Annotated in this window: 20 protein-coding genes and 1 tRNA gene; 11 read left to right on the top strand and 10 right to left on the bottom strand. The window is 61.4% G+C overall.

Features of this window, described 5'->3' with window-relative positions; all coding sequences use genetic code 11:
- The first annotated feature begins 73 nt into the window (after positions 1 to 73).
- Entirely contained in the window at positions 74 to 2,410 is a 2,337-nt protein-coding gene (locus IB264_RS03470) for a hypothetical protein (RefSeq protein WP_192433175.1), read from the top strand.
- A 42-nt stretch (positions 2,411 to 2,452) separates the two neighbouring features.
- Here IB264_RS03470 and IB264_RS03475 read toward each other — a convergent pair whose 3' ends face one another.
- Together IB264_RS03475 and IB264_RS03480 are read right to left on the bottom strand one after the other, a co-directional pair.
- Positions 2,453 to 4,375, bottom strand: a complete 1,923-nt coding sequence (locus tag IB264_RS03475; RefSeq protein WP_246811714.1) for an integrase — start codon at positions 4,373 to 4,375, stop codon at positions 2,453 to 2,455.
- A gap of 325 nt (positions 4,376 to 4,700) precedes the next feature.
- Positions 4,701 to 4,774: transfer RNA gene (locus tag IB264_RS03480), tRNA-Gln, on the bottom strand.
- Between the two features lie 63 nt (positions 4,775 to 4,837).
- Between IB264_RS03480 and IB264_RS03485 the strand changes: the two genes are divergently transcribed.
- The 4 genes from IB264_RS03485 to IB264_RS03500 all read left to right on the top strand — a co-directional run bounded on the left by IB264_RS03485 (position 4,838) and on the right by IB264_RS03500 (position 7,891).
- Entirely contained in the window at positions 4,838 to 5,098 is a 261-nt protein-coding gene (locus IB264_RS03485) for a hypothetical protein (RefSeq protein WP_128090403.1), read from the top strand.
- Positions 5,099 to 5,103: 5 nt separating this feature from the next.
- The gene (locus tag IB264_RS03490; protein ID WP_025426023.1) at positions 5,104 to 6,654 is read left to right on the top strand and encodes a Ppx/GppA phosphatase family protein; all 1,551 of its coding nucleotides are present in this window, start codon (positions 5,104 to 5,106) and stop codon (positions 6,652 to 6,654) included.
- A gap of 112 nt (positions 6,655 to 6,766) precedes the next feature.
- Positions 6,767 to 7,504, top strand: a complete 738-nt coding sequence (locus tag IB264_RS03495; RefSeq protein WP_025426024.1) for an RlmE family RNA methyltransferase — start codon at positions 6,767 to 6,769, stop codon at positions 7,502 to 7,504.
- A gap of 3 nt (positions 7,505 to 7,507) precedes the next feature.
- Positions 7,508 to 7,891 carry a VOC family protein gene (locus IB264_RS03500; protein WP_025426025.1) on the top strand — a complete coding sequence of 128 codons (384 nt, stop codon included), beginning with the start codon at positions 7,508 to 7,510 and terminating at the stop codon, positions 7,889 to 7,891.
- A 4-nt stretch (positions 7,892 to 7,895) separates the two neighbouring features.
- Here the strand turns inward: IB264_RS03500 and IB264_RS03505 are convergent, their stop codons facing one another.
- Positions 7,896 to 9,305, bottom strand: a complete 1,410-nt coding sequence (locus tag IB264_RS03505) for a DHA2 family efflux MFS transporter permease subunit (protein ID WP_025426026.1) — start codon at positions 9,303 to 9,305, stop codon at positions 7,896 to 7,898.
- A gap of 180 nt (positions 9,306 to 9,485) precedes the next feature.
- Here IB264_RS03505 and IB264_RS03510 point away from each other — a divergent pair, with 180 nt between their 5' ends.
- From IB264_RS03510 to IB264_RS03530, 5 genes are all read left to right on the top strand, one after another.
- Positions 9,486 to 10,478 (top strand): MBL fold metallo-hydrolase, encoded by a 993-nt coding sequence (locus IB264_RS03510; protein WP_025426027.1) that lies wholly within the window; start codon positions 9,486 to 9,488, stop codon positions 10,476 to 10,478.
- Between the two features lie 197 nt (positions 10,479 to 10,675).
- Positions 10,676 to 12,178, top strand: coding sequence for an IMP dehydrogenase (gene guaB / locus IB264_RS03515; RefSeq protein WP_025426028.1), 1,503 nt, complete (start codon positions 10,676 to 10,678; stop codon positions 12,176 to 12,178).
- A 104-nt stretch (positions 12,179 to 12,282) separates the two neighbouring features.
- A complete protein-coding gene (locus IB264_RS03520; RefSeq protein ID WP_025426029.1) occupies positions 12,283 to 12,699 on the top strand; it encodes an MAPEG family protein in 417 nt (138 codons plus the stop codon).
- A gap of 304 nt (positions 12,700 to 13,003) precedes the next feature.
- Positions 13,004 to 14,032, top strand: coding sequence for an alcohol dehydrogenase AdhP (gene adhP / locus IB264_RS03525; RefSeq protein ID WP_025426030.1), 1,029 nt, complete (start codon positions 13,004 to 13,006; stop codon positions 14,030 to 14,032).
- 242 nt (positions 14,033 to 14,274) lie between these two features.
- Positions 14,275 to 15,150 (top strand): dienelactone hydrolase family protein, encoded by an 876-nt coding sequence (locus IB264_RS03530; protein ID WP_025426031.1) that lies wholly within the window; start codon positions 14,275 to 14,277, stop codon positions 15,148 to 15,150.
- A 263-nt stretch (positions 15,151 to 15,413) separates the two neighbouring features.
- Here the strand turns inward: IB264_RS03530 and IB264_RS03535 are convergent, their stop codons facing one another.
- Positions 15,414 to 16,364 (bottom strand): LysR substrate-binding domain-containing protein, encoded by a 951-nt coding sequence (locus IB264_RS03535; RefSeq protein ID WP_025426032.1) that lies wholly within the window; start codon positions 16,362 to 16,364, stop codon positions 15,414 to 15,416.
- Between the two features lie 208 nt (positions 16,365 to 16,572).
- Here IB264_RS03535 and IB264_RS03540 point away from each other — a divergent pair, with 208 nt between their 5' ends.
- A complete protein-coding gene (locus tag IB264_RS03540) occupies positions 16,573 to 16,860 on the top strand; it encodes a DUF1127 domain-containing protein (protein WP_025426033.1) in 288 nt (95 codons plus the stop codon).
- Positions 16,861 to 17,213: 353 nt separating this feature from the next.
- On the opposite strand, the gene IB264_RS03545 is transcribed toward IB264_RS03540, so the two are convergent.
- From IB264_RS03545 to IB264_RS03570, 6 genes are all read right to left on the bottom strand, one after another.
- Positions 17,214 to 18,041: a DUF937 domain-containing protein gene (locus IB264_RS03545; RefSeq protein WP_025426034.1), complete on the bottom strand. Its 828-nt coding sequence runs from the start codon at positions 18,039 to 18,041 to the stop codon at positions 17,214 to 17,216.
- A 300-nt stretch (positions 18,042 to 18,341) separates the two neighbouring features.
- Positions 18,342 to 19,715 (bottom strand): glutamate--cysteine ligase, encoded by a 1,374-nt coding sequence (locus IB264_RS03550; RefSeq protein WP_025426035.1) that lies wholly within the window; start codon positions 19,713 to 19,715, stop codon positions 18,342 to 18,344.
- Positions 19,716 to 19,859: 144 nt separating this feature from the next.
- Positions 19,860 to 20,597, bottom strand: a complete 738-nt coding sequence (locus IB264_RS03555; protein ID WP_025426036.1) for a 16S rRNA (uracil(1498)-N(3))-methyltransferase — start codon at positions 20,595 to 20,597, stop codon at positions 19,860 to 19,862.
- 11 nt (positions 20,598 to 20,608) lie between these two features.
- A complete protein-coding gene (locus tag IB264_RS03560) occupies positions 20,609 to 22,114 on the bottom strand; it encodes an inorganic phosphate transporter (RefSeq protein WP_025426037.1) in 1,506 nt (501 codons plus the stop codon).
- Positions 22,115 to 22,228: 114 nt separating this feature from the next.
- On the bottom strand, positions 22,229 to 22,735 hold the full coding sequence (locus tag IB264_RS03565) for an NUDIX hydrolase (protein WP_025426038.1): 507 nt from the start codon (positions 22,733 to 22,735) through the stop codon (positions 22,229 to 22,231).
- 205 nt (positions 22,736 to 22,940) lie between these two features.
- Positions 22,941 to 23,729: a FadR/GntR family transcriptional regulator gene (locus tag IB264_RS03570; protein ID WP_025426039.1), complete on the bottom strand. Its 789-nt coding sequence runs from the start codon at positions 23,727 to 23,729 to the stop codon at positions 22,941 to 22,943.
- Positions 23,730 to 23,782 lie beyond the last annotated feature (53 nt).

The following is a 23,782-nucleotide window of genomic DNA, read 5'->3' on the forward strand; positions in this document are numbered from 1 at the left end:
TCCTTAATCCGCTTCGCTTAGCTCGGCCGGCCCCTCGCATAGAGGGTCCGAGTAACGAACATGATGAAGTGAAATGACCAAGCTAACTGCAATCAAAACCTTCCAATGTAAGATCGACGCCTATTGCGAGCTGCGTCTCTCGACCGCCTTTTCTAGCGACGAAGCCGAAGCCCTCAAGGCCTACATGCGGCGACTTATCGAGCGAAGGTGCGGACCACCCCGGACGGCAGGCCGCACCGAATGGGATGTCGTTGCTCGGATGACCGGGATCGATGCGCGATCGCTTGCTTCGCATCACCGTTTAATCGACCCTGGGTTTGACGCCATCATTCGTTGGAACAGGGACGGCGGGAAAACAGCCGGAGAGGCAGGAGCGGCCTCCCGCAAGCCTCAAGGCGCGACAAGGGCAAATAAGGCCCCCGCCGAGAAGACGAAGCCGACAGTCAAGCCCGCGCCTTCGAAGACGACACGTCCTCACCTTGCCTCAGCGGAGCGTAGGCCTGGCGTGAAAGTCGAGTTTCCAGAGCCCTTGGTTCGCGAGTGGGATGACCCCGCCGATTTCGCTGCCGCGCTCCTGCTTCACATGCGTCGCCACGGTGAGACCTACTGGGTTCTCTATCGATCGGTGGTGCGACCTGATGAGCCCATGGACAAGAATACGCTGCTGAGTTGGATCGAAGGCCGGCGTGTGCCGCGGAGCACTGATAGCTTCGACGTGCTTGGTCGTATCGAGCGCCGTTACCGCCTCCCGGAAGGCTATTTCAAAACGAAGCTGCCACATCAGTCGCGATCGGCATCCGGGTTCAATCTCTCGGGCATCGAGCCTGCGGAGCGACGCAGGATCGCGTGGCATCTACCAGATGACTTCAATTCGCTTCCGTTCGCCAAGCGCGAGCAGATTCTGGATTGGGTCCGTCGCGTGATCATCAGCGGATCGACGGATTACCGCAAATTTCAGGCCGCCGCGGCGAAGCAGCGCTACGCCATCCGCTTTCCCGGCGTATCCTACGGCGGACGTGCGCCACGCGATGGAAAGATCAATGTACCGGCGAACTACGAGGAAACCTGGATCGAGGATCCCGATCTGCTGTCCGGCGTCATCGATGCGCCACCAGCGCTTGCCATGGAAATGGCCGACCTCGTCCGCTTCAAAACATCGGCACTGACATCGATCGGCTTTCAGCGCAACGGTGTCTGGGGCGAGGAAACCGCCTCCCAAAAGATCGAGCATCTCGGTCTAATGTTTGGCGCACTTGCGGCGTCAAAGGCGGGAGAGATCAAGGGATATGGGGTGCCGCTGCGTCAACTGACCTTCGGGCTTCTTATTTTTCCGGGTGTCTGGGATTGGTATCTGCAATGGCGCGAAAGCCGCCGGGGTTTCTACACGGCGTGGGAAGTCGACATGCTGCGGATAGCCTTGGCAATCACTAAGGAAAGCACCGGGTGGCTTCGACAGCATCCGGAACTCTTGTCGCGTGTGCAGCCGATTGCCGGTCTCGTCTCGCAGAACGAAATCGATTATGCCCGTGAGGATTGGCACGGCGCCTGCGAGGATTTTCACAAACATGCCTCTCACCGTGTGAAGGAAATCCAGCGCATCGCCCGGGTCCATCGCGATCCGTTCGAGCCCATCATGCCGGTCCTCGAAGCTGACAGTCCTGTCGGCGAATATCGAAAGATCACCGAGGAGATCATCAGGCTGATGCCTGATGAGGAGCGCTATCCGCGTCCGGCCGCCGAGGCGGTTCGCTCGTTCCTCATGTTGAGGCTGGGATTGCATCTCGGGCTTCGCCAGAAAAATCTTCGGCAATTGATGCTATGCCCACGCGGACAGATGCCGCGTCCGGAACGCGTGCTCGAAAAGCTCAAGCGCGGTGAACTCCGCTGGAGTGACCGAGATGGTGGCTGGGAGGTATTGATCCCGGCGGTGGCTTTCAAGAACGCCCATTCGTCGTTCTTTGGAGACAAACCATTTCGGCTGCTGCTGCCCGATCTGCTCGACCTCTACCGCCACATTGATGATTACGTCGAGCGGCACCGTTCGGTTCTTCTTAAAGGTGCTGCCGATCCCGGGACGTTTTTCGTGAAGACGGTCAAGACAACAAGTACCGACGCCGCCTACGACATCACCAGCTTCTATGAGGCATGGCGGCTCACCATCCAGCGCTACGGCATCTACAATCCATACACCGGCCGTGGGGCGATCAAAGGTTTGTTGCCCCATGGGCCTCACAACGTTCGTGATGTGCTGGCGACCCACATCCTGAAGCAGACCGGCTCATACGAGCAGGCGAGCTATGCCATCCAGGATACGGCGGACATGGTGGCAAAGCACTACGGCCGTTTCCTTCCGCAGGACAAGGCGGCATTGGCGGCACGAATTCTCAATCAGGTTTGGGAAGCAGCCTAGTCACGCAGCATGCCGGGGCGGAAATCATTTCCGCCCCGGGCTTCATTTCTTGCCTTCTCGCGCCCATGGCGGCGGCTGCTTGTTCTCGATCCATGGCAGAAGTTGCAGCGGCTTCGGTTCGACGGTCGACGTAATGATCGGATAGTGCTTGAGCGCGCTTCGCATCAATGGAAGGCCGGCCGGATTTGTGTATCGCGTGTTCGTTTCACTGCCTTCGCTCAATCGCCCCGAGATGTCATCGATCACTTCAGACGACACGCCGGCCTGCTTCAGTGTGTCTGCCATGCCGTGGCGAAGGGCATGAATGGATCGCTCCCACATTTTTTCGCCGAGCGCGCCCCGCATGACAGGAGTGAAAGTGTCGTAGAAACGATCTCCCGGATCGTTCTCTGTCTTATCCGAGAACAGGTCCGGGAAGAGAGCTTCGTATCCTAGTCCCTTGATCGCCTGATAATAGTCGAGGAAGCCCAATCGAACCAACTCGTCGGGCATGGGTAGCAGTCGTTTTGATTGCGCGGTCTTCAATCGCCTAATGCCATTCGTGCGAAGGAGGATGACATATCCGTCCTCGTCCTTTGCGATGTCGTCGACTGCGAGCCCTGCGAACTCTTTGCGTCGAGGGCCCAGGTAAGTGAACAGGATCGGCAGATAGTAAAGCGAATCGTGGAAGACATGCTTGCCCGGTTTTCTCCGTTTTCCGCGTAGATGATCCTGGGAGCCCGTATAGATCGGACTTGCGAAAATCGGAGCAATGTCTTCAGGCTTCGGTTTGTATTGCTGGTGACGAATGTCTCCTGCTTTGGGCTTTCGTGGGCGCAGGCCTTCAAAGGTCCAGTTTTCGATTTCGAACCCGTGGCCTTTCAGATGCTTCAGGAAGTGCTGTAGATTTCCGAAGTGCTTTCGGATCGTTCCGGCAGCCAGGCCAACCTTCGCCTTAGTTTCTAAACCCTCCGCAGCCTTGCGCAGCTCGTCGCCCTGGGCGCGAAGTTCCGGCGCTGACATGACGCGCATCCTGCTGCTTCTGCCCCAGTCCGTCGGAATGTGATTGAAGTGCTGACGCAACTGGCCAATGTGATATTGCTCGATCTGCCCGGAATGCTCCACGCCATGTTCGACGAGCACTGATTTGAACATTCGCACCAGCGCCATGGCATCTCGCCCAGTTTCCACTGTCCAGTCTTCTCCCATGTTGGCGATGAGCTTTTCGCACTCTTGCTGAAAGTCCGCGACTGCGACAATTCTTTGGTTGGGATGTTGAGCGTCGAGCGTGCCTTTCTCGGGTGTTGGCGCCTCGCGTGGCGAGAGGTTGAGGTAGGCGATTTCCTCGCGCTCCCGGATATCGGTTGCAGTCGGTTCCGTCTGGCTCTCGTTGGCTACTATCAATGCGACAGGGGCGGCAGGTTCGACCTCGGCCGGCTTCTTCGCGGTCACGGAAGCGTTCGCTCTGCCGCCACCTGTGAATTCGCTTAAGCTGCGGTCGACGAGGTCGTGGCGTTCGTCGATATCCAGGAGGGCCGCAGCGCGTCCTTCGAGCATTTTCGACATGGCGCGTTCGCGATTGAGCGCTGTGTCCTCAATCTCGAAGTGGTAGATCAGTCGTCTGATGCCGTCTTCGAATCCAGGGCTACGCGCCGTGCTCAGTTCGCCGCGATAGTTCGTCCGGATGGCATCGACATGCGAGGCTGGGACGCCGTTCTTCAGGAGGTAGGTGAGACCAGGGCAATCGCCTTCGAGGCTGAGCTCCGACCGGGTCCCGAACTTTGCCAGGAGTTGGCAGGCCCAGCCAACCTCGAGATCGAGCTCCATCTCGACGACATCGCCACCGCGGCCGTTGCGCTTGGCCATCGTGCTGATGTCATCGAGCCTCTCGATTTCCGCATCCCGCACGTGCTCGAACAGGATCTGGAGCTGCTTCTTAGTAGACATTGCTTCTTTCGAATTCATCTTCAGTTCGGCCAGTCGCATATTGAGCTTCCGGCCGATGATCTGAGCCTTTCTATGGTCGGAACAATGAAGGCTGAGTGAAAGGCGACTGCCTGGACGGCAATGGACGAAGACGGCCGGAACGCGCGCCCGCCAATAGAAGATGTTTCCGCGACGGACCAGATTCTCGACCTCGTGGCGCACGGCCATGACGAATACCCTGTCTTCGCCCGAAGGGTCGGCTGCGGCGCACTAGCGCTTGGGCATCACCTTTGGGCATCAGTTCTGGGCATCAGGTCGCCAATGACGCCAAAACGGGATCCGGCACGACTGGAAAATCAAGGAATTAAGGGATTTTAGGGAGAATTGGCTGGGGAACCTGGATTCGAACCAGGACTAACGGAGTCAGAGTCCGTGGGTCTACCGTTAACCTATTCCCCAAAGCCGCCGTCGGGGCGAAGCCCGTCGGGTTGGTTGGCGGGCTTATAAACAAATCAGCGGCCGATGCAAATACCTTTTGCAAAAAAAATCGCACAGGCGGCGGCGATGGTGTGCTTGGCGGCGATGTCAACAGGCCGGCGAACCGGCAACCCCGGTCTGTCCGTTGGTGTCGGGCAGGGGAAAGCCGCGCAGCCACTTTGTTGTGCACAAGCCGTTTCTCAAAAAAAGTTTGGCGAATGGGGACTGCACTGGTACAGTCGCCCCAACGAAAAATCGAGAAAGCGCCTTGAGCGGCCGAAAGGCTTTGCGCGGCGCGATGGTTGAGACAAGTGAAAGACCCCGATCACGGCGAAAAGCCGTCCGAATCCGGGGCGTCGGCAGCAGGCCGTAGCGATGGACCCAAGATGGGTCCGCGCAACGGCAAGGGCAAGCGGAAACGGCGCAAGTCGTCTGCTTTGCCGTCTGCAATTGCCAGCCAACCCGGCGGTGCCGGCATGGCAGGGCGTCCCGCAGGACCAGACGATGCGGAACCGGCGCGCAAGCGCAAACGGCGTCGTCGTTCGAAATCCGCAAAACAGCAGGCTCAGGCCGCGCCCGCTTCCGCGGGCGGTCGCGACGTGCAGCTTGTCGACCCGGCAATGGGCGACAGGAAGGGGCACAAGCGCAACAAGAAGGCGCGGCATCGCCGTGGCATTCAGGGACGGCCGCTCACCTCGGGCGAGCGTCAGCAGCAAGCACAATCGCGCCCCAGCGAGGGCGCAACCACGTCTAGGCCCGGAGCGCCTCAGTCCGGCGGGCAGGCTGCCCCGCGGGGCGACCAGCCGCGCGCGCCGTTCGTTGCCGCCAGCGAGCCGCCGGCGCCGCTTTATGCGGCGCTGGATCTCGGTACCAACAATTGCCGTCTGCTGATTGCGCAGCCGACCCGCCCCGGCCAGTTCCGGGTGGTGGATGCCTTCTCGCGCATCGTCAGGCTGGGTGAAGGGCTGGGTGCCAGCGGCCGGTTGTCCGAGGACGCGATGGACCGCGCCGTCGAGGCGCTGAAAGTCTGCGCTACCAAACTGGGTGCGCGGATGATTCGCCGCCGCCGGCTGATCGCCACCGAAGCTGCGCGCGCCGCCGAAAACGGCGAAAGCTTCCTCGAGCGCGTGGCCAAGGAAACCGGGCTCGAGCTTGAGATCATCAACCGCGAGACCGAGGCGCGGCTTGCCGTGTCGGGCTGCTCGTCGCTGGTCGATCGCGAGACAAGGTCGGTCGTTCTCTTCGATATCGGCGGAGGCTCCTCGGAGATCGCCGTCATCCGCATCGGCGATAGCAGGTCTAATCGGCTCGCCAATCACATCACCCACTGGACCTCGCTGCCGGTCGGCGTCGTGACCCTTTCCGAACGCCATGGCGGCCAACATGTCACCCCGGCAAACTTCGAAGCCATGGTCCAGGAAGTCGAGGGCATGCTGTCGCGTTTCGACAGCCCGCCGGTCGAAGCGCTGGCAACGGGCATTGCCGGCAGCGGCTTCCACCTGATCGGCACGTCGGGCACGGTGACCACGCTTGCCGGCGTTCATCTGGATCTTCCGCGCTACGACCGCCGCCGCGTCGATGGTCTCTGGCTTTCCGATGACGAGGTGTCCGCCATGCAAGCGCGGCTGCTTTCGTGGGATTTTGATGCGCGGGCGGCAAACCCTTGCATCGGCCCCGATCGCGCCGATCTGGTGCTGGCAGGCTGCGCAATCCTCGAAGCGATCCGTCGCCGCTGGCCATCGACGCGCATGCGTGTTGCCGATCGCGGGCTGCGCGAAGGCTTGCTGACCGACATGATGGCGGATGATGGCGCCTGGCGGCGCTCGCGACCGCGCCGGCATCAGCGCAGCTCAACCACATAATTCCTTCAATCGGACAACGATTTAGGCAATTGTGCGATAACTTCTGCAGATACGGCAGGCCCGGTGCGTCCGAAGGGATGTGCGGCAGTCGCCGCCACGAAGGAAACAAGACATGACGAAACCTCCTGTTGGCGGCAACCGCAGCGGTCGAAAGCTTGGTCAGAAGGTCAAGAAGGGCAAGCTCAAGGCTTCGTCCCGCCGCTGGATCGAGCGCCATATCAACGATCCCTATGTCCAGCGCGCCCAGCTCGAAGGCTACCGGGCGCGCGCGGCCTTCAAGCTCTTGGAGATCGACGAGAAGCACAAGATCCTCAATGGCACCCGTCGCATCATCGACCTGGGTGCCGCTCCCGGCAGCTGGTCGCAGATCGCCGCCAAGGTGACCAATTCGACGGATGGCGATCCGCGTGTGGCAGCGATCGACTTCCTGGAGATGGATCCGCTGCCGGGCGTTCGCATCCTGCAGATGGACTTCCTCGACCCGCAGGCGCCTGAGAAGCTGATGGAAGCGATCGGCGGCACGCCGGATCTGGTCATCTCCGACATGGCGGCGCCGACGACGGGACACCGCCAGACGGACCATTTCCGTACCATGCATCTCTGCGAAGTCGCAGCCCATTTCGCCGTCGACGTTCTCGCAGAAGGTGGGCATTTCCTGGCAAAAACCTTCCAGGGCGGCACCGAGCGCGATCTGCTCAACATGCTCAAACAGAATTTCCGCCAGGTCATCCACATCAAGCCGGCGTCTTCGCGTGCCGAATCGGTGGAAATGTTCCTGCTCGCCAAGGGCTTCAAGGGACGCCGCGTCACCGACACGGACGAACCGATGGAAGACGAGGCTGCGGACTAAATCATGCTGCTTTATGTGACGGTCGGCACCAACGATCTCGACGGCGCGGGCGTGTTTTACGACCCGGTTCTGGCGACGCTCGGATACCGCCGTCAGCGCCAGGACGAGACCGAAATCGGCTACAGCGCCGATGGCGATATCAGGTGCCGCTTCTGGGTGGTGACACCGTTCAATGGCAAGCCTGCGACCTTTGGCAATGGAGCGACCATCGCGCTTGAAGCCGAAACGCGCGCGGCGGTCGATGCCTTCCATGCGGCAGCACTTGCCAACGGCGGCACGGACGAGGGCGCCCCCGGCCTCAGGCCGTTCCACGCGCATTTCTACGCGGCCTTCGTGCGCGACCGGGATGGCAACAAGCTGTCTGCCGTCTGCGAACGGCCGGAATAATCTTTCACTTTCCTGCCGTCGTTTCGATTTCCCGCACGGGCAGCCTGTGGCCGGAAACGGATGCGCCGGCATTCTTCGCCATTGTCAGGAACGGGATTGCCGCCAGAAGGTTGGCGATGGCGATGATCATGAAGGCAGTATGGAAGTTGTCGAGTTGCAGCGGCCCGCCGCTGAGCGAGGTCTCGATTTCGAGGATCGCGCCGGCAACGGCCACGCCGAGCGCCAGGCTGATCTGCTGCAGAACCGCGCTCATCGATGTCGCCTTGCTGGCATCCGCATCGTCGATATCGGCAAACGACAGTGCGTTGACGCTGGTGAAGAAGAACGAGCGGGCAAAACCGGCGATCAAGAGAATGGTGACCATCACCAGATAGGGCGTTGCCGGCGTGAAGAAGCCGTTGGCGAAGGTGGTGACCGCTGCAATGATGGCGGCGATGATCAGCGTCGTGCGGAAGCCGGCGAAGGCGAGCACGCGGCGCGCATAGAATTTGGTGGTGATCGCGCCGACCGCGCCGATGAAGGTGATCATCCCGGACTGGAACGGGTTGAGGCCGAAACCGACCTGCAGCATCAGCGGCATCAGGAAGGGCACCGCGCCGACGGAAATGCGGAATACCGTGCCGCCGATCTGGGCGGCGCGAAACGCGCTGTCCTGAAACAGTTTGAGGTCGAGGATCGGGTGCGGATGGCTTCGGGCATGGACGATGTAAAGCAGGGTGGCGATCACACCCGTGATGACCGAGCCGATACCGATGATCGGCGGCAGCGCCGGCAGGCTGATGACCGACAGGCCGAAGACGACGCCGGATGCGGCGATGCCGCCGAGCAGGAAGCCGACAATGTCGACCGGCGGCGGATTGCGGGGTTCCATGTGGGGCAGGTAGATGCCGGAGAGGATATAGCCGGCGATGCCGACAGGCACGTTGATCAGGAAGATCCAGTGCCAGGAGAAATAGGTGGTGATGAAGCCGCCGAGCGGCGGCCCGGCAAGCGGCCCCACCAGCGCCGGGATCGTGAGCAGCGCCATGGCCGAGACGAGCTCGCTGCGCGGTGCGCTGCGCACCAAGACGAGGCGGGCGACGGGCGTCATCATCGCACCGCCCATGCCCTGCAGGAACCGTGACAGCACGAAGGCGAGCAGGCTGTCGGAGATGGCGCAAAGGATTGAACCAGCGATGAAGACGAGGATCGCCGCGCGAAAGATCTTCTTGGCGCCGAAACGGTCGGCCATCCAGCCGCTCAAGGGGATGAAGATCGCCAGCGACACCATATAGGCGGTCAGCGCCAGCTTGAGCGTGATCGGCCCGACGCCGATGTCGCGGGCGATAGCCGGCAGCGATGTCGAAATGACGGTGGAATCCATCTGCTCCATGAAGAGCGCGACGGCTAGGATCATCGGGACGATACGGTTCATGCGAATTTGCCTTGGGCGTGGTCAGCGTCAGCTCGGCTCCAAGCTAGCGCTTGCGATGGCTTTGTCGGGACCAAACCGACGATTGTGGATCAAAAGCCTGTGATCCCGCCTGTCCGTTGCTGTCAAGACGCTAGTTCTGGCCGGGTGATGGAACCGAAGCTGCGATTTCGGGAGAAAATGATGACGAGCGACATGTCGATGAACCGCCGCACCTTGATGACGGCGGGGACAACGGGTGTATTGGCGGCACCCTCAATCATGGTGGGATCTGCCGCAGCGCAGGAAAAAGCGGACAACCGGAACATGCAATCAGCACAAACGCCCATCCGGGCTCTCAAACTCGGCGCGCTCAAGGTTGTTGTCATCAGCGACGGCACGCGCGTCTCTGCCAGGCCGCATGAGACCTACGGCACGAACCAGTCGGAACAGGCCGTATCCGAATTGCTGGCCAAGAATTTTCTTCCAACCGACGCGCTGCTCAACAGCTATTCGCCTGTTCTCGTCGATACCGGGAGCGAGGTGATCCTGTTCGACACCGGCCTGGGCGAAGCCGGACGGGAAGCGGGTTCCGGCCGCCTCATCGACGGCATCCGCGCGGCTGGCTACGCGCCCGAGCGCGTCTCCGTGGTGGTGCTGACGCATATGCACGGCGACCATATCGGCGGCCTGATGGAGGGCGGCAAGCCGGCCTTTGCCAATGCCCGTTATATCATCGGCGAGGCCGAATATGCCTTCTGGAAGGACCCGGCCCGGGTCGGCACGCCGGCCGAGGGTGGCCATAAGGGTGTGCTGGAAAAGGTCGTGCCGCTCGCCGAGAAGGCGACGTTCATCGGCGACGGCGCCGACGTGGCGCCGGGCATTTCGGCGATGGCTGCCTTCGGCCATTCCCCCGGACACATGGTGTTCCGTCTCGAATCGGACGGCAAGGCGATGATGCTGACGGCCGATACCGCCAATCATTATGTCCTGTCGCTGCAGCGGCCGGACTGGGAGGTGCGCTTCGACATGGACAAGGCAGCGGCTGCCGTCTCGCGCCGCAAGGTCTTCGACATGATTGCGAACGAAAGACTGCCCTTCATCGGCTACCACATGCCATTCCCGGCCGTCGGTTTCGTGGAAGTGCACGACCAGGGCTATCGCTTCGTGCCGGCGAGCTACCAGCTCGATATCTGAGCTTTGCGGACGGGCAAAAATGTTGCCATGCAACAACAATGGGTCGAGCCCGGGACATTTCCCGGGCTTTGCTATTTTCATCCTGACATATCCGTGTTACGAGCCCTCGCCAACTTCCAAGAAAAGCTTTGAAGTCACCCGGTGGGCAAATCGCAGCCCGTTTCCCGGGGATTTTCGTTTATTGAAGGGAATTGGCCATGGCGCGTATCATCGAAACGGCAACCGGTCTGGAGGCTCTGACCTTCGACGACGTTCTGCTCCAGCCCGGGCATTCCGAAGTCATGCCGGGACAGACGAACATCTCTACCCGCATCGCGCAGGATATCGACCTCAACCTCCCGATCCTTTCCTCGGCCATGGATACCGTGACCGAAGGACGCCTGGCGATCGCCATGGCACAGGCCGGCGGCATCGGCGTCATCCACCGCAACCTGACGCCGGTCGAGCAGGCCGAAGAGGTCCGCCAGGTCAAGAAGTTCGAAAGCGGCATGGTCGTCAATCCGGTGACGATCGGTCCCGATGGCACCCTGGCGGACGCCCTCGGCCTGATGAAGATCCATGGCATTTCCGGTATCCCGGTCGTTGAAAACGGCGGCAACGGTGGCCAGAAGCAGGGCCGTCTCGTCGGTATCCTCACCAATCGCGACGTGCGTTTCGCCTCCGATCCGAACCAGAAGATCTACGAGTTGATGACGCGTGAAAACCTCATCACCGTCAAGGAAAGCGTCGACCAGCAGGAGGCCAAGCGCCTGCTGCACATGCACCGCATCGAAAAGCTTCTGGTCGTCGACGGCGACGGCCGTTGCGTCGGCCTCATCACCGTCAAGGACATCGAGAAGTCGCAGTTGAACCCCAACGCCTCCAAGGATGCGCAGGGCCGTCTTCGCGCCGCCGCCGCCATCTCCGTCGGCGATGATGGCTTCGAGCGCGCCGAACGTCTGATCGACGCCGGCGTCGACCTTATTGTTGTCGATACCGCGCACGGCCATTCGCAGCGCGTTCTCGATGCGGTCACCCGCGTCAAGACGCTGTCGAACTCGGTTCGCATCATGGCCGGCAACGTCGCCACCGCTGATGGCACCAAGGCGTTGATCGACGCCGGTGCCGATGCGGTCAAGGTGGGTATCGGTCCGGGCTCGATCTGCACCACGCGTATCGTGGCCGGCGTCGGCGTTCCGCAGCTGGCCGCGATCATGGCTGCTGTCGAAGCCGCTCAGGCCGCGGACATTCCCGTCATCGCCGACGGCGGTATCAAGTTCTCGGGCGACCTGGCCAAGGCGATCGCCGCCGGCGCTTCCGCCGTCATGGTCGGTTCGCTGCTTGCCGGTACCGACGAAAGCCCAGGTGAAGTGTTCCTCTACCAGGGCCGCTCGTTCAAGGCCTATCGTGGCATGGGTTCCGTTGGCGCGATGGCGCGGGGCTCGGCCGACCGCTATTTCCAGGCCGAAGTGCGCGACACGCTGAAGCTCGTACCGGAAGGCATCGAAGGCCAGGTTCCCTACAAGGGCCCTGTGTCCGGCGTTCTGCATCAGCTCGCCGGCGGCCTCAAGGCGTCGATGGGTTATGTCGGCGGCGCGACGATCAAGGACTATCAGGAGCGCGCCACCTTCGTGCGCATCTCCGGCGCCGGCCTTCGGGAAAGCCATGCGCATGATGTCACCATCACCCGCGAAAGCCCGAACTATCCGGGCTCGCACTAAGAGTCCTCCCGGGGGCGCCGGCCGGCGCCCCCGTTTTTCCTGATGGGGGGTGCCATCCGGCGCCCCCGTTTTCCTGTTTGGTTGTGTCGAGTGGAGTAAGAGCGGTGACGGGCTTCGAGATCTTCCGGCCGATGGTGGCGCATGTGCTGCTCGTTTTCGTCCTCTATGCCCTGCTGTCGATCCGCCGCGTCGGTCTCGTGCGGGCCGGCAAGGTTTCGGTTTCGCAGTTTCGCGAGAACCGCGACGAGCCGGGCGAGAGCCTGGTCGTCCGCAACAGCATCGCCAACCAGTTCGAACTGCCGGTGCTTTTCCACGTCTGCTGCGTGCTTCTCTACATCACCGAGGCTGACAATATCGTCTCGCTGGCGCTCGCCTGGGTGTTCATTGCTTCGCGCTATCTGCATGCCTTCGTCCATGTCACCAGCAACCGCATCCGCTACCGCCGACCGCTGTTCATGGTCGGCGTGGCTGCACTCGGTGGGATGTGGATCTGGCTTTCCGTCTGGATGGCGATGAACTGATGGCTGCGTGTTTCCTTAAATCGCAGCCGGTTTCAGGACAAAACAGGCAGCAATTCAAAACGCTACAGCGACCTCTGCGCGTCTGGTAAGACGCGCGGCGCTTTGGGTCGGGTGCCGCTCCGGCACGACTGACGCAAATCTGCGACACTTTCCGACATGAACTTCGCGCCTTGATGCGTATCAAGTACCCGTCACGACTTTGCGGATAGTCTGGCTGTCGTTAGCGTAGCTTTGTCGCTGGCGCCTCGCGTGCCCGGCAAAGGCCTTTGCGCCGACGTCGAACAAGACAGCATCGGAGATCGATATGACCGCAACGATGAAAGCCGCCGTGGTGCGCGAATTCCGCAAGCCGCTCGTGATCGAGGAAATGCCGATACCAGTGCCCGGTCCCGGCCAGGTGCTGATCAAGTTTCAGGCGACCGGCGTCTGCCATACCGACCTGCATGCGGTGAACGGTGACTGGCCGGTAAAACCCAATCCACCATTCATCCCCGGCCACGAGGGCGTCGGTTATGTCGCCAAGCTCGGCTCCGGCGTCAAGCGGCTGAAGGAAGGCGACCGCGTCGGCGTGCCGTGGCTGCACACCGCCTGCGGTGGTTGCACGCCATGCCGGACCGGATGGGAGACGCTCTGCGGCAGCCAGCAGAACACCGGCTATTCGGTCAACGGCACGTTCGCGGAGTATGGCCTGGCCGATCCGGACTTTGTCGGCCGGCTGCCTGATAAGCTCGAGTTCGGCCCGGCGGCGCCCGTCCTTTGCGCCGGCGTCACGGTTTACAAGGGTCTCAAGGAAACGGAAGTGCGCCCCGGCGAATGGGCGCTGATCTCCGGCATCGGCGGTCTCGGTCACATGGCGGTTCAATACGCCAAGGCCATGGGCATGCATGTCGCAGCCGTCGATATCTTCCCCGACAAGCTGGCGCTGGCGGGAAAGCTGGGCGCCGATCTCGTCGTCGATGCGCGCGACAAGGATGCGGTCGAGCAGGTGCAGAAGGCGACCGGCGGCGTGCACGGCGCGCTGGTGACGGCCGTGGCACCCAAGGCGATGGAGCAGGCCTTCAACATGCTGCGCTCCAAGGGAACGATGGCGTTGGTCGGTCTGCCGCCTGGCCAGATGTGCGTGCCGATCTTCGATACGGTCCTGAAGCGCATCACCATCCGCGGCTCTATCGTCGGCACCCGCCAGGACCTCGAGGAGTCACTGGAGTTTGCGGGCGAGGGCAAGGTCGCCTCCCACTTCACCTGGGACAAGATCGAGAACATCAACGCCATCTTCCAGCGCATGGAAGAGGGCAAGATCGATGGCCGCATTGTGCTTGATCTCGCCGGCTGATCCGCCTGCTGCGAAGTGTGCCTTTCCGCCAAGCGGTAACGCAAGTTTGTATGTTCGATGCCGCCCGCTGACCTATTCTGTCGCGGGCGGTAATCTTTCGCGCTGCCGCCACTGCATAATTCCTTAAATCGGAACCGATTTGTGGGAGAAATCATGCAGCGAGTTTAAAGCCTTACAGCGCCCTTGGCGCACCATATCTAACGCGCGGCGCTGTTGAGGAGAAGAAACCGAAGGAGGCCGTCATGAACAAACCCGTCATCACGCAGGCAATGATCGACGCTTACGACGAGTACACCCATCTCAGTCTTGATCGCCGCCGTTTCATGGAAACGCTGACCGCACTTGCCGGCTCTGCCGCGGCCGCAGCATCAATTGCCCCCTTGCTTGCTGCTAGCAGCGCCAAGGCCGAAATGATCGCAGATACCGACAATCGCATCATCGGCGAGGACATTTCCTATCCCGGCGCCGACGGCGACATGAAGGGCTATCTGGTCCGCCCGGCAAACATGACCGGAAAGCTGCCGGCCGTCATCGTCATCCACGAGAACCGCGGGCTCAATCCACATATTCGCGATGTCGCCCGCCGCATGGCGCTCGAGGGCTTCATCGCGCTCGCCCCGGATTTTCTGTCGCCATCGGGCGGCACGCCGGCGGATGAGGACAAGGCACGCGAGATGATCGGCGCGCTCGATGCCGCCGAAACCAATGCGGATGCTGTGGCAACCGTCGCATTCCTCGAAGAGCACGCGCAGTCGACCGGCAAGGTCGGCGCCATCGGCTTTTGCTGGGGCGGTGGACTGGTCAATCGGCTTGCGGTCAATGCGCCCGATCTCAAGGCGGGTGTCGCCTATTATGGCGCGCAGCCCAAGGCCGAGAACGTGCCGAAGATCAAGGCGGCGCTGTTGCTGCATTATGCCGGCCTCGACGAACGCATTAATGCGGGTATCGAAGCCTATCGCAAGGCGCTGACCGACAATGGCAAGGACGCGACGATCTATGTCTATGACGGCGTCAACCACGCCTTCAACAACGACACGTCGGCCGCCCGCTACGACAAGGCCGCAGCCGATCTTGCCTGGAGCCGCACTGTCGAATTTCTGAAGGCGAAGCTCGGCTAGAGCAATTCCAGGAAGAGTGTGAAACGGTTTCCCGTCCGGAATTGCGTTATTTCAACGAGTTAGATCATTTCACTGTTTCGATGAAACAGTGAAATGATCTAGCCGCTCACGCCTATGAAGGCGGCGCGATCAGCAGCGCTACCTTGTAAGCGGGGAGAAGAGGCGGGCACTGGGTCCGCCTCTTCCCTCCCGTCTCGTTTCGCATAAAAAAGGCCGCGCCTCCCACGGGAAGCGCGGCCTTTTTGCTAAGTGTCGAAAAATGCTTACCAGCCCGGCAGCATGTGGCTTTGCCGCAGCCGCGGATAGCGCGGAAAACCCTTGATATCGCCGTCGATGTCGTCGTTGACGGTGATCGGCGTGATGTTGTCCAGGCAGGCGGTGATGTGGTTGGTGATCGCATTCGATAGCGATGGCGACAGACCCGGCCGCTTCATGATGCCGATCTGCACTGGAGCCAGCGCCGGGAAGCCGTCCGCAAGCGTCAGCACCTTCATGCCCGGACGCAGCGCCGATTCCGGCAGGACCGAAACCGCCATGCCGGCAAGCACGGCGGCCGCGACCACGGTCGAGGACCAACTGGTAAACAGGATCTGGTATTCCTTGCCGGTCGCATCGAGCGCGGCGCAGGCCGCCTGCCGCCACTGGCAGTCGCGTCGGCCGACCGCAAGCGGGATTGGCGCATTTTCCGGCAGCGGATGGTTGATCGAACTTACCCAACAGAGCGGCTCTGTGCGCACCACGTCCGAGGCTCGGGCACGTGGATTGTGCGTAACCAGTGCGATGTCGAGATCGCCCTTGGCCATCTTCTCCGCAAGATCCACCGAAGGTTCGCAGATGATGTAGAGCTCGACGTTCGGATGCGTCTTGGCAAACCGCACGATGATCTCCGGCATGTAGCGGTCGGCATAGTCATCAGGCGTGCCGATGCGCAGCGTGCCCTCGAGGCGATTGTCGTCGAAGGAGGCCATCGCCTCGTTGTTGAGACGGATCATCCGGCGGGCGAAGTTGAGCAGCCGGTCACCCTCGACGGTCAGGCGGTTGCCGCGCCCGTCCTTCATGAACAACGGCTTGCCGATGCGCTCTTCCAGGCGCCGCATCTGCATGGATACGGCCGACTGTGTCTTGAAAACCCGGTCGGCGGCCTTGGTGAAGCTGCCCGTGTCGGCGATCGCGACAAAGGTTTGCAGCTGATCAATGTCAAGCGGTGCGGACATGGCCGTGATACACCCATAAGATTGTTTGATGAATATCATTAAAAACATTCGTTGGACTGATCAATAAGGATTTGCGATCTATCAGGGGCAAATTTCATTGATCCCGGCCGGCACAGGTGCCGGCTAATCCCAACTTCCCTGGCCCACCCCTGCGTTTGACCTCGCGCAGGGGACGGGTCCCTTCGTGCCTGAAAAAAGGAGTACCGTCATGCGCACGACCGACCACGTCCTCGACCTCGTTGCCGGAAAGCAGGCCTATGCCTCCCGCGCCGCTGGCGTTATCGGCGTGATGACGGCTGCATGGCGCCTTCGAAGCCGATGCCAGATTGCGCGTCTGAATGAGCTGGATGACCGCCAACTGCTCGATATGGGGCTACGGCGCGAAGATGTGCACGAGGCGATCACCTCGCCCTTCTTCGACAATCCCGCCAGCTATCTGACGCGTGCGTCGCGAAACCGCGTGAGCCTCTTCTACAAGGGGATCCGTCACGATTGATTTCCCTATGGCGCATCCCGCCGCTTGAGATGCGCCAGTCGAGCATGATCCGCGCAAGCTGCCGCCAACGCGGGTCATGCTACGAATTTCGAAGTTTCGGTGCTGCTGCCTCTATCGCGCGCCCAAACGTTCCCCGCAGGGTAGAGCCAATAGACCCTGCCGCTTGGCCCGGTACATGAACCAAGACATGTACCGGGCCTTTTTCTTTTCCAGCAGGTGCCGGATTGGTGAGGGTAGCGTCGTCGAGCGTTTCCGGTTTAGACGGAGTCGCAGAAACGCTCTATCTCTTTGTTTTTACGCATTTCCAGGCGGAAAACCACTTCGCACTTTTTCTGGAAATGCTCTAATCCAGCTCAGGCCTTGTCGCCGGTGCCGGTCTTGTAGCTGTCGAACAGCGCCTCGATGTTCTTCTGATATTCCTTCTGCATTTCCAGCCCGCTGTCGAACATGCTGTTCATCATCTGCGAAAACTGGGCGACGGCAGGATTGTCAGCAGCCGGCTTGGCTGTCGTGCCGGCGCCGGTCTGGATCATGTCCTGGAACGCCTTCATGAAGGGATTATCGGCGAAGAGGTCGGGCGCCTTGGCCTTCTCTTCTTTCTTGCCGGCACCGAAGAAGTCCTGCATCGCCTGCGTAAACGGATTGTCGAAGGGGTTGGCCTGCGGCTCCGGCTTCCTGGCAAGGCCGGCCGCCTGCATCCACTGCTGCATCATCGTTGCCATCGGATTGTTGGCAAAGGCGACGTTCGCGCCTGCAAACTGGCCCGTCGCCTGCTTGAACAGCCCGCCCATCAACGTATCGGCCATGGCCGGCAGCATCTGCTTGTAGATCTCCTGGCTGATGCCGGTGACCTGGGCTGCCTGGGCCGCGATCGCGCGCGACATTTCCTTGGAGCCGAAGAGCTGGCCGAGGATGCCGTTGCCGTCGGCCATGCCTTGCGGCGTGAATGCCTGGCTCACGTCCTCGAAGTATTTGGCATAGCTGCCGCTGGACATCGCCGTCAGCAGCGCGCCGAAATCGTAGGGGTTTGTGGTGTTGCGCTTGAAGGCGGCGGAAAAGGCCGGGAGCAGCGCTGCGGTAGCTTTCGCCATCTGCTCCTGCGCAAGCCCGAATTGTCGAGCCATCAGCTCCGTGGCCTGTCCGTTCTGCGCCTGCGTGAACATGTCAAAAAGCGGTGCCATCCCCGGTTCCCTTCGGCTGCTGCCTGATTCCTTAGATCGGAACGATTTAAGGGGAAAATGATGCAGCAAGTGTAAAGCGTGGCAGCGTCCTTTGCGCGTCATGTCTGATGCGCGGCGCTGCAAGCGACGCATATCGTTGCACTATACCGGGAAATTGGAGGCTGGAAACCGCTTTTTACTGCATAATTCCTTAAATCCGGCTCGATTTAAGGACGAAATTATGCAGCAAGTTTAAGCGGTTACAGCGTCCTTGGGCGCGTCATGCCTGACGCGCGGCGCTGTAATGGCAGGCTTACCGGCTCAGTACTGGTACTCGGCAAAGACCGGATCGACGGAGCCATTCCAGCGGCCGTTGTAGAGCGACAGCAGATCCTCGGCGAGCGTTGCCTTCTTGGCAAGCACTTCGTCGAGCGGTGCGAGGAACTGGCTTTCGTCGATGCCGTCGCCGTTCAGCCGGTTGCGTCGCTTCAGGCCGCCGCGCGAGATCGAAACGACTTCGCGGGCGATGTCGTAGAGGCTGCCGGCGCGGAATTTTGTGTTGAGCGCCTGGGCGGGCACTGTGTCACGCAGTGAGCCGACCTCCTCGAAGGTCCAGTCGCGCGTGAGTGCTTCGGCGGCAGAGAGCGCCTCGCCGTCGTAAAGCAGGCCGACCCAGAAGGCAGGCAGAGCGCAGATCCGACGCCAGGGGCCGCCGTCGGCGCCCCGCATCTCCAGGAAGCGCTTGAGGCGCACGTCGGGGAAGAGGGTCGAGAGATGATTGGTCCAGTCGCCCATGTTCGGCTGCCAGTCGGCGATCTCGCCCTTGAGCGCTCCGCCCATGAACTGACGGAAGGTGACATGGGTACAGTCGTGATAGTGGTCGTCGCGAACGACAAAATACATAGGCACGTCGAGCGCCCATTCGACATAGTCCGCAAAGCCGAAGTCCGGCTTGAAAGCGGAAGGCAGAAGGCCGGAGCGCTGGTTGTCTGTGTCGCGCCAGATATCGCCGCGCCAGGACAGGAGCCCGTTCGGCTTGCCATCGGTGAAGGGGGAGCTTGCAAACAGAGCGGTCGCCAGCGGCTGCAGCTTCAAGGACACCTGCATCTTGCGGCGCATGTCCTCTTCCGAGGAGAAGTCGAGGTTCACTTGGATCGTGCAGGTGCGATACATCATGTCGAGACCCTTGGTGCCGACCTTGGGCATGTAGCGGCTCATGATGCCATAGCGCGATTTCGGCATGCGCGGCGTTTCGTCAAACGTCCATTTCGGGCTGCCACCGATGCCGAGGAAGCGAATGCCGAGTGGCTCGGCCACTTCGCGCAGGACGGCGAGGTGCTGGTTCGATTCCTTGCAAGTCTGGTGGAGGTTTTCGAGTGGCGCACCGGAGAGCTCGAACTGACCGCCCGGCTCCAGCGAGATCGCCCCGTTGCCGGAATGCTCGGCAAGACCGATGATATTGCCCTCGTCAACGATCGGATCCCAGCCGCTCTTTGCAGCCATACCGTTGAGCAGCGCCTGGATGCTGGCGTCGCCGTAATAGGGCACGGGGCTGTTGTCCGCCTTAAAGAAGGCAAACTTTTCGTGCTCCGTTCCGATCCGGAACCGCTCCTCCGGTTTCGAGCCCTCCGCCAGATAAGCGGTCAGGTCAGCGACAGAGGTTACCGGCGTCTGGTCGGTGGTATCTCGGGCCATGAGCGTCTTCTTTTGCTTGAGCGGTTCCGCCGGTCAGCGGAAGTGGATGGGGCTGCTTGAACCGTATTCAGGTGCGGTGCAAGTCAATTTCTTTCAAGATCTGTTCAAAAAAAGTATGCGCCGCGCTTGCGTGCGAACGACCGGTTAGTGCCAATCACCGACCGTTGCCTGTATGACCGCCATGGCCGCAACCGCTGCGGTATCGGCCCTGAGAATGCGGGGGCCAAGAGGAATGGCGGTGACGAAATCGAGGCTGCGCAGCAGGCTTCGCTCGCTGTCGGAAAAACCGCCTTCGGGCCCGATCAGCAGTGCCAGCTTCTTTTCCTTAATGCCGTTCAGGATCGGTAGCGGATTCTGGCTGTTGCTGCCTTCGTCGCAGAAGATGATGCGCCGATCCGCGGGCCAACTTTGCAGCAGGTCCTCAAGCCGGCGGGGCTCTTCGACACTGGGTATGCCGAGCACGCCACATTGTTCCGCGGCCTCGACGACATTGGCGCGCACCCGGTCGAGGTTGCCGATCTTGCCCTGAACATGTTGCGTCATCACCGGCTGGAGCACCCCGGCGCCCATCTCGACGGCCTTCTGCACGAGGTAGTCGAGGCGGCCGACCTTTAGCGGTGCAAAGAGATAGACGAGATCGCAAGGTGCCGGCTGCGGACGTGTCTGCTCGACGGCAGTCAGGATCAGGCGCTTCTTGGTCGGGAGCGAAAGCTCGGCTCGCCATTCGCCGTCGCGGCCGTTGAACACGAGGACGGACCCGCCTTCCTCGTAGCGGAGCACGTTGATCAAATAGTTGAACTGTTCCTTGGTCGTCTCCTGGGTTGCACCGGCATGGAGTGCATGTTCCACGAACAGTCGCTGCATGCGAAAATTGGCGCGCATGTCGATTACCTCTAGATGAACAGGCTGGAAAGGATGAAGTAGACGACGGCCGAAAGCAGGGCCGAGGCCGGAACGGTGATGACCCAGGCGGCAACGATCGTCAGAAAATGCGAGCGGCGCACCAGTCGGCGGCGGCGGACCTCGGCAAAGTTGGTCTCGGTCGATCCCATGAAGTCTGCCTGCCCGGTCTTCTGGCGCACATATTCCAGGCGACGCTGCGAGTGCCGAGTATACCATTCGCGGAAGAAGCCGACGCCGAAGACGGCGCCGACCGCCGTGTGGGTCGAGCTGATCGGCAGGCCGAGGGCGGAGGCGAGCAGCACGGTTACCGCGGTTGCCAGCGCAACGCAGAAGGCGCGCATCGGATTGAGGCGGGTGATTTCCTGGCCGACGACGCGGATCAGCCGTGGGCCATAGAGCAGCAGGCCGAGCGATATGCCGATGGCGCCGATCGCAAGTTCCCAAAGCGGTGTTGGCGATCTCTCCGTGGTGATGACACCGTCGAGCGCGGACACGATCGCCGACAGCGGACCGATGGCGTTGGAAACGTCATTGGCGCCGTGTGCGAAGGAAAGCAGCGCAGCCGCCAGGATCAGCGGCGCACGAAACAGCTTGCGTAGCGACTGATTGCGGTTGTCGAGACCCTCCGACTGACGGCGAATCCACGGTTTGCTCAGGAAATAGACGACGATGCCGACGATCAGGCCGAGGCCGAGGCCCGTCACCAGCGAGATCGAGGCAACCTGCACCAGGGCGATCACCGCGAGATAGGCGGTAAAACAACCTGCCGTCACCCCGAGAAGCACGGGCATCCAGCGCCTGGCCGATGCGATCTTGTCCTCGCGGTAGATGATGAATTCCTTGAGAAGCGCAAGGAAGGCAGCGGCGATGACGCCGCCGAGAACAGGTGAAATCGACCAACTGGCGGTGATGCCGGCAAGTTCCCACCATTGCACGCTGGAGACGCCTGCAGCCGCAATGCCCGCTCCGACGATGCCGCCAATGATCGAATGGGTCGTTGAAACCGGCGCGCCGGAATAGGTGGCGATATTGATCCAGACGGCCGACGAGGCGAGCGCCGCCATCATCACCCAGACGATCGTCTGGGCCCCGAGAATGTCTTCTCCGTAAATGATGCCCGCCTCGACCGTCAGTGTCACCTGACGGCCGGCGAGCATCGCGCCAGCGATTTCGAAGACGGCGGCGATTGTCAGCGCCGTTACCATCGACATCGCCTTGGCGCCAACGGCCGCGCCGACGTTGTTGGTGACGTCGTTGGCGCCGATGTTCATCGCCATGTAGCCGGCGATCGCGGCTGCGGCGATGATGATCGGCGCGGTCGCCGAGTTCGTCACGAAGCTTGCGGCAAATGCCATGCTGAGCAGCAGGAACAGGAGAGCGAGGCCCGGGGCTGCCAGACCACGCATCACCTGCTGCGATGCCTCCTCGGCAAGGCTGAACTTGTCCAGATCCTTGTCGAGCGTCTGCTTTTCAAGGCGCGTGCGCGACTTTGGCAATGGCGGTCTCCCTTTTCACCATGGCCACTACTGCCACCGCGAAATGCTTTCAAGCGGAATTGATGATGTCTGCAAAGCTGTGCAAAAGATGGCCGAAGATATCGCCCGCGGTGGCTAGCCGGTGACGGCCTTGGGGACCGGCGAGGGCGGTGCCGCCACGCGGCGGCCGAAGGCGAGGATAAGCTCCTTCAGTGTCGGCTCTGCGACACGGCTGGCTGCCTCCTCGCAGCTGACCCATTCCAGCTTGCGCACACCTTCCTCGGGGAAGTGCTTGCAGAGATCGTCTACCTCGAGGGCATGCACCTGGACCTTGACCGAGATCTTCAGGCCGTGATCCATGCGCTTCTTGTAGAGATAGAAGCCGGCCGGGGCCTTCTGCACTCGGCCCTTGACGCCTGCCTCTTCATAGGCCTCGCGCTCGGCCACCTCGTGGGCACGCTTGCCTTGCATAGGCCATCCCTTGGGAATGACCCAGCGGCCGGTATCACGGCTGGTGATCAGCAGAATCTCGAGCGCCTTGGACTTCTTGCGAACACGGAAACAGAGCGCTGCATATTGCATGCGCGCCGGTCGACGCAGCATCAGCTGCACATCGGATGCGAGCCGGTTCAGGAAGTTCAAGGTCGTTTGCTCTCCTCTTAGCGAATCAGTGTTCGTTGGACGTTCCAGCCAGTATGCCAGCGTCGCGTTGCGTGTAAACGTCGCACCGTGTCGGCTGCCGGATATGCGGTCAGCTTCGCTGCAAACTGTGGTCCCGATGCGACAGAATATGGTGCTTTCGCGCCTGTTTTGCCAGCGGGGCGGCAACCGGGCGTTGGTCCCGGCTTCAGCTCGCCTGATCGCGCTGCTGGAGGCGCAGCCGCGCGATGCGCGCCCACTCGCCGGTGCGCTCGGCCTCGCGGGTGGAGGCGGCAACAAAATCGATATGGCTTTGGGCAGCGGCCTTGGCCGCTTTCGGGTCTCCGGCCATGATCGCGTCGTAGATTGCCTCGTGTTGCGCGAGCAGCCGGTCACGCGCCCCTGGCGCGTCGAAGACCGAATTGCGGTGAAAAAAGATCCCCTGCGTCAGCAGCCGGTAACAGGCGCGCAGCGTGTGCATGAGGATGATGTTGTGGGCGCTTTCGCCGATCGCCTGATGCAACTCGACGTCGGAGGCTAGTTCGTCGTTGAAGTCACCACTGCGGTGGGCGGTTCGCATTCGCTCGATAATGCGCGTGAGGATATCGCGGTCGAAATCCGTTGCGCGCGTTGCCGCCAGTTCCGCGGTCAAGCCTTCGAGTTCGCGGCGATATTCGAGATAATCCTGCGTCGCCTTGTGGTGGCGGCCGATCAGCTCGATCAGCGGCTTGGAGAAGACTTCGCCGACGACATCGGCAACGAAGGTACCGCCGCCGTGGCGGCTCTCGACGAGGCCGCGCGCCTCCAGTTCCTTCAACGCTTCGCGCAGGATCGGCCGCGACACGTCGAAACGCTTCGACAGTTCCCGTTCGCCCGGCAGCCTGTCGCCGTCGCGCAGGATGCCTTCGAGGATGAGAAGCTCGATCTGTTGGACAACCTCGTCCGCCGTGCGGCTGTGGCTGATGCGGGCATAGAGGTCGATCTGGTCTTCGGTCACGCTTGGGTCTCCCATGCGCCGCAATCTAGGCATCGGCAGCCAACTGGTCAATT

The organism is Ensifer sp. ENS11, assembly GCF_014851895.1.
Taxonomy (GTDB): domain Bacteria; phylum Pseudomonadota; class Alphaproteobacteria; order Rhizobiales; family Rhizobiaceae; genus Ensifer; species Ensifer canadensis.

Excerpts from the sequence above, each read along its gene's own strand:
- IB264_RS03530 (WP_025426031.1), top strand. The coding sequence starts at position 14,275 with ATGAACAAACCCGTCATCACGCAGGCAATGATCGACGCTTACGACGAG.
- IB264_RS03510 (WP_025426027.1), top strand. The coding sequence starts at position 9,486 with ATGACGAGCGACATGTCGATGAACCGCCGCACCTTGATGACGGCGGGG.
- IB264_RS03485 (WP_128090403.1), top strand. The coding sequence starts at position 4,838 with ATGCAAATACCTTTTGCAAAAAAAATCGCACAGGCGGCGGCGATGGTG.
- IB264_RS03505 (WP_025426026.1), bottom strand. The coding sequence starts at position 9,305 with ATGAACCGTATCGTCCCGATGATCCTAGCCGTCGCGCTCTTCATGGAG.
- guaB (WP_025426028.1), top strand. The coding sequence starts at position 10,676 with ATGGCGCGTATCATCGAAACGGCAACCGGTCTGGAGGCTCTGACCTTC.
- IB264_RS03550 (WP_025426035.1), bottom strand. The coding sequence starts at position 19,715 with ATGGCCCGAGATACCACCGACCAGACGCCGGTAACCTCTGTCGCTGAC.
- IB264_RS03475 (WP_246811714.1), bottom strand. The coding sequence starts at position 4,375 with ATGCGACTGGCCGAACTGAAGATGAATTCGAAAGAAGCAATGTCTACT.
- IB264_RS03555 (WP_025426036.1), bottom strand. The coding sequence starts at position 20,597 with ATGCGCGCCAATTTTCGCATGCAGCGACTGTTCGTGGAACATGCACTC.
- IB264_RS03535 (WP_025426032.1), bottom strand. The coding sequence starts at position 16,364 with ATGTCCGCACCGCTTGACATTGATCAGCTGCAAACCTTTGTCGCGATC.
- adhP (WP_025426030.1), top strand. The coding sequence starts at position 13,004 with ATGACCGCAACGATGAAAGCCGCCGTGGTGCGCGAATTCCGCAAGCCG.
- IB264_RS03495 (WP_025426024.1), top strand. The coding sequence starts at position 6,767 with ATGACGAAACCTCCTGTTGGCGGCAACCGCAGCGGTCGAAAGCTTGGT.
- IB264_RS03470 (WP_192433175.1), top strand. The coding sequence starts at position 74 with ATGACCAAGCTAACTGCAATCAAAACCTTCCAATGTAAGATCGACGCC.
- IB264_RS03545 (WP_025426034.1), bottom strand. The coding sequence starts at position 18,041 with ATGGCACCGCTTTTTGACATGTTCACGCAGGCGCAGAACGGACAGGCC.
- IB264_RS03540 (WP_025426033.1), top strand. The coding sequence starts at position 16,573 with ATGCGCACGACCGACCACGTCCTCGACCTCGTTGCCGGAAAGCAGGCC.
- IB264_RS03500 (WP_025426025.1), top strand. The coding sequence starts at position 7,508 with ATGCTGCTTTATGTGACGGTCGGCACCAACGATCTCGACGGCGCGGGC.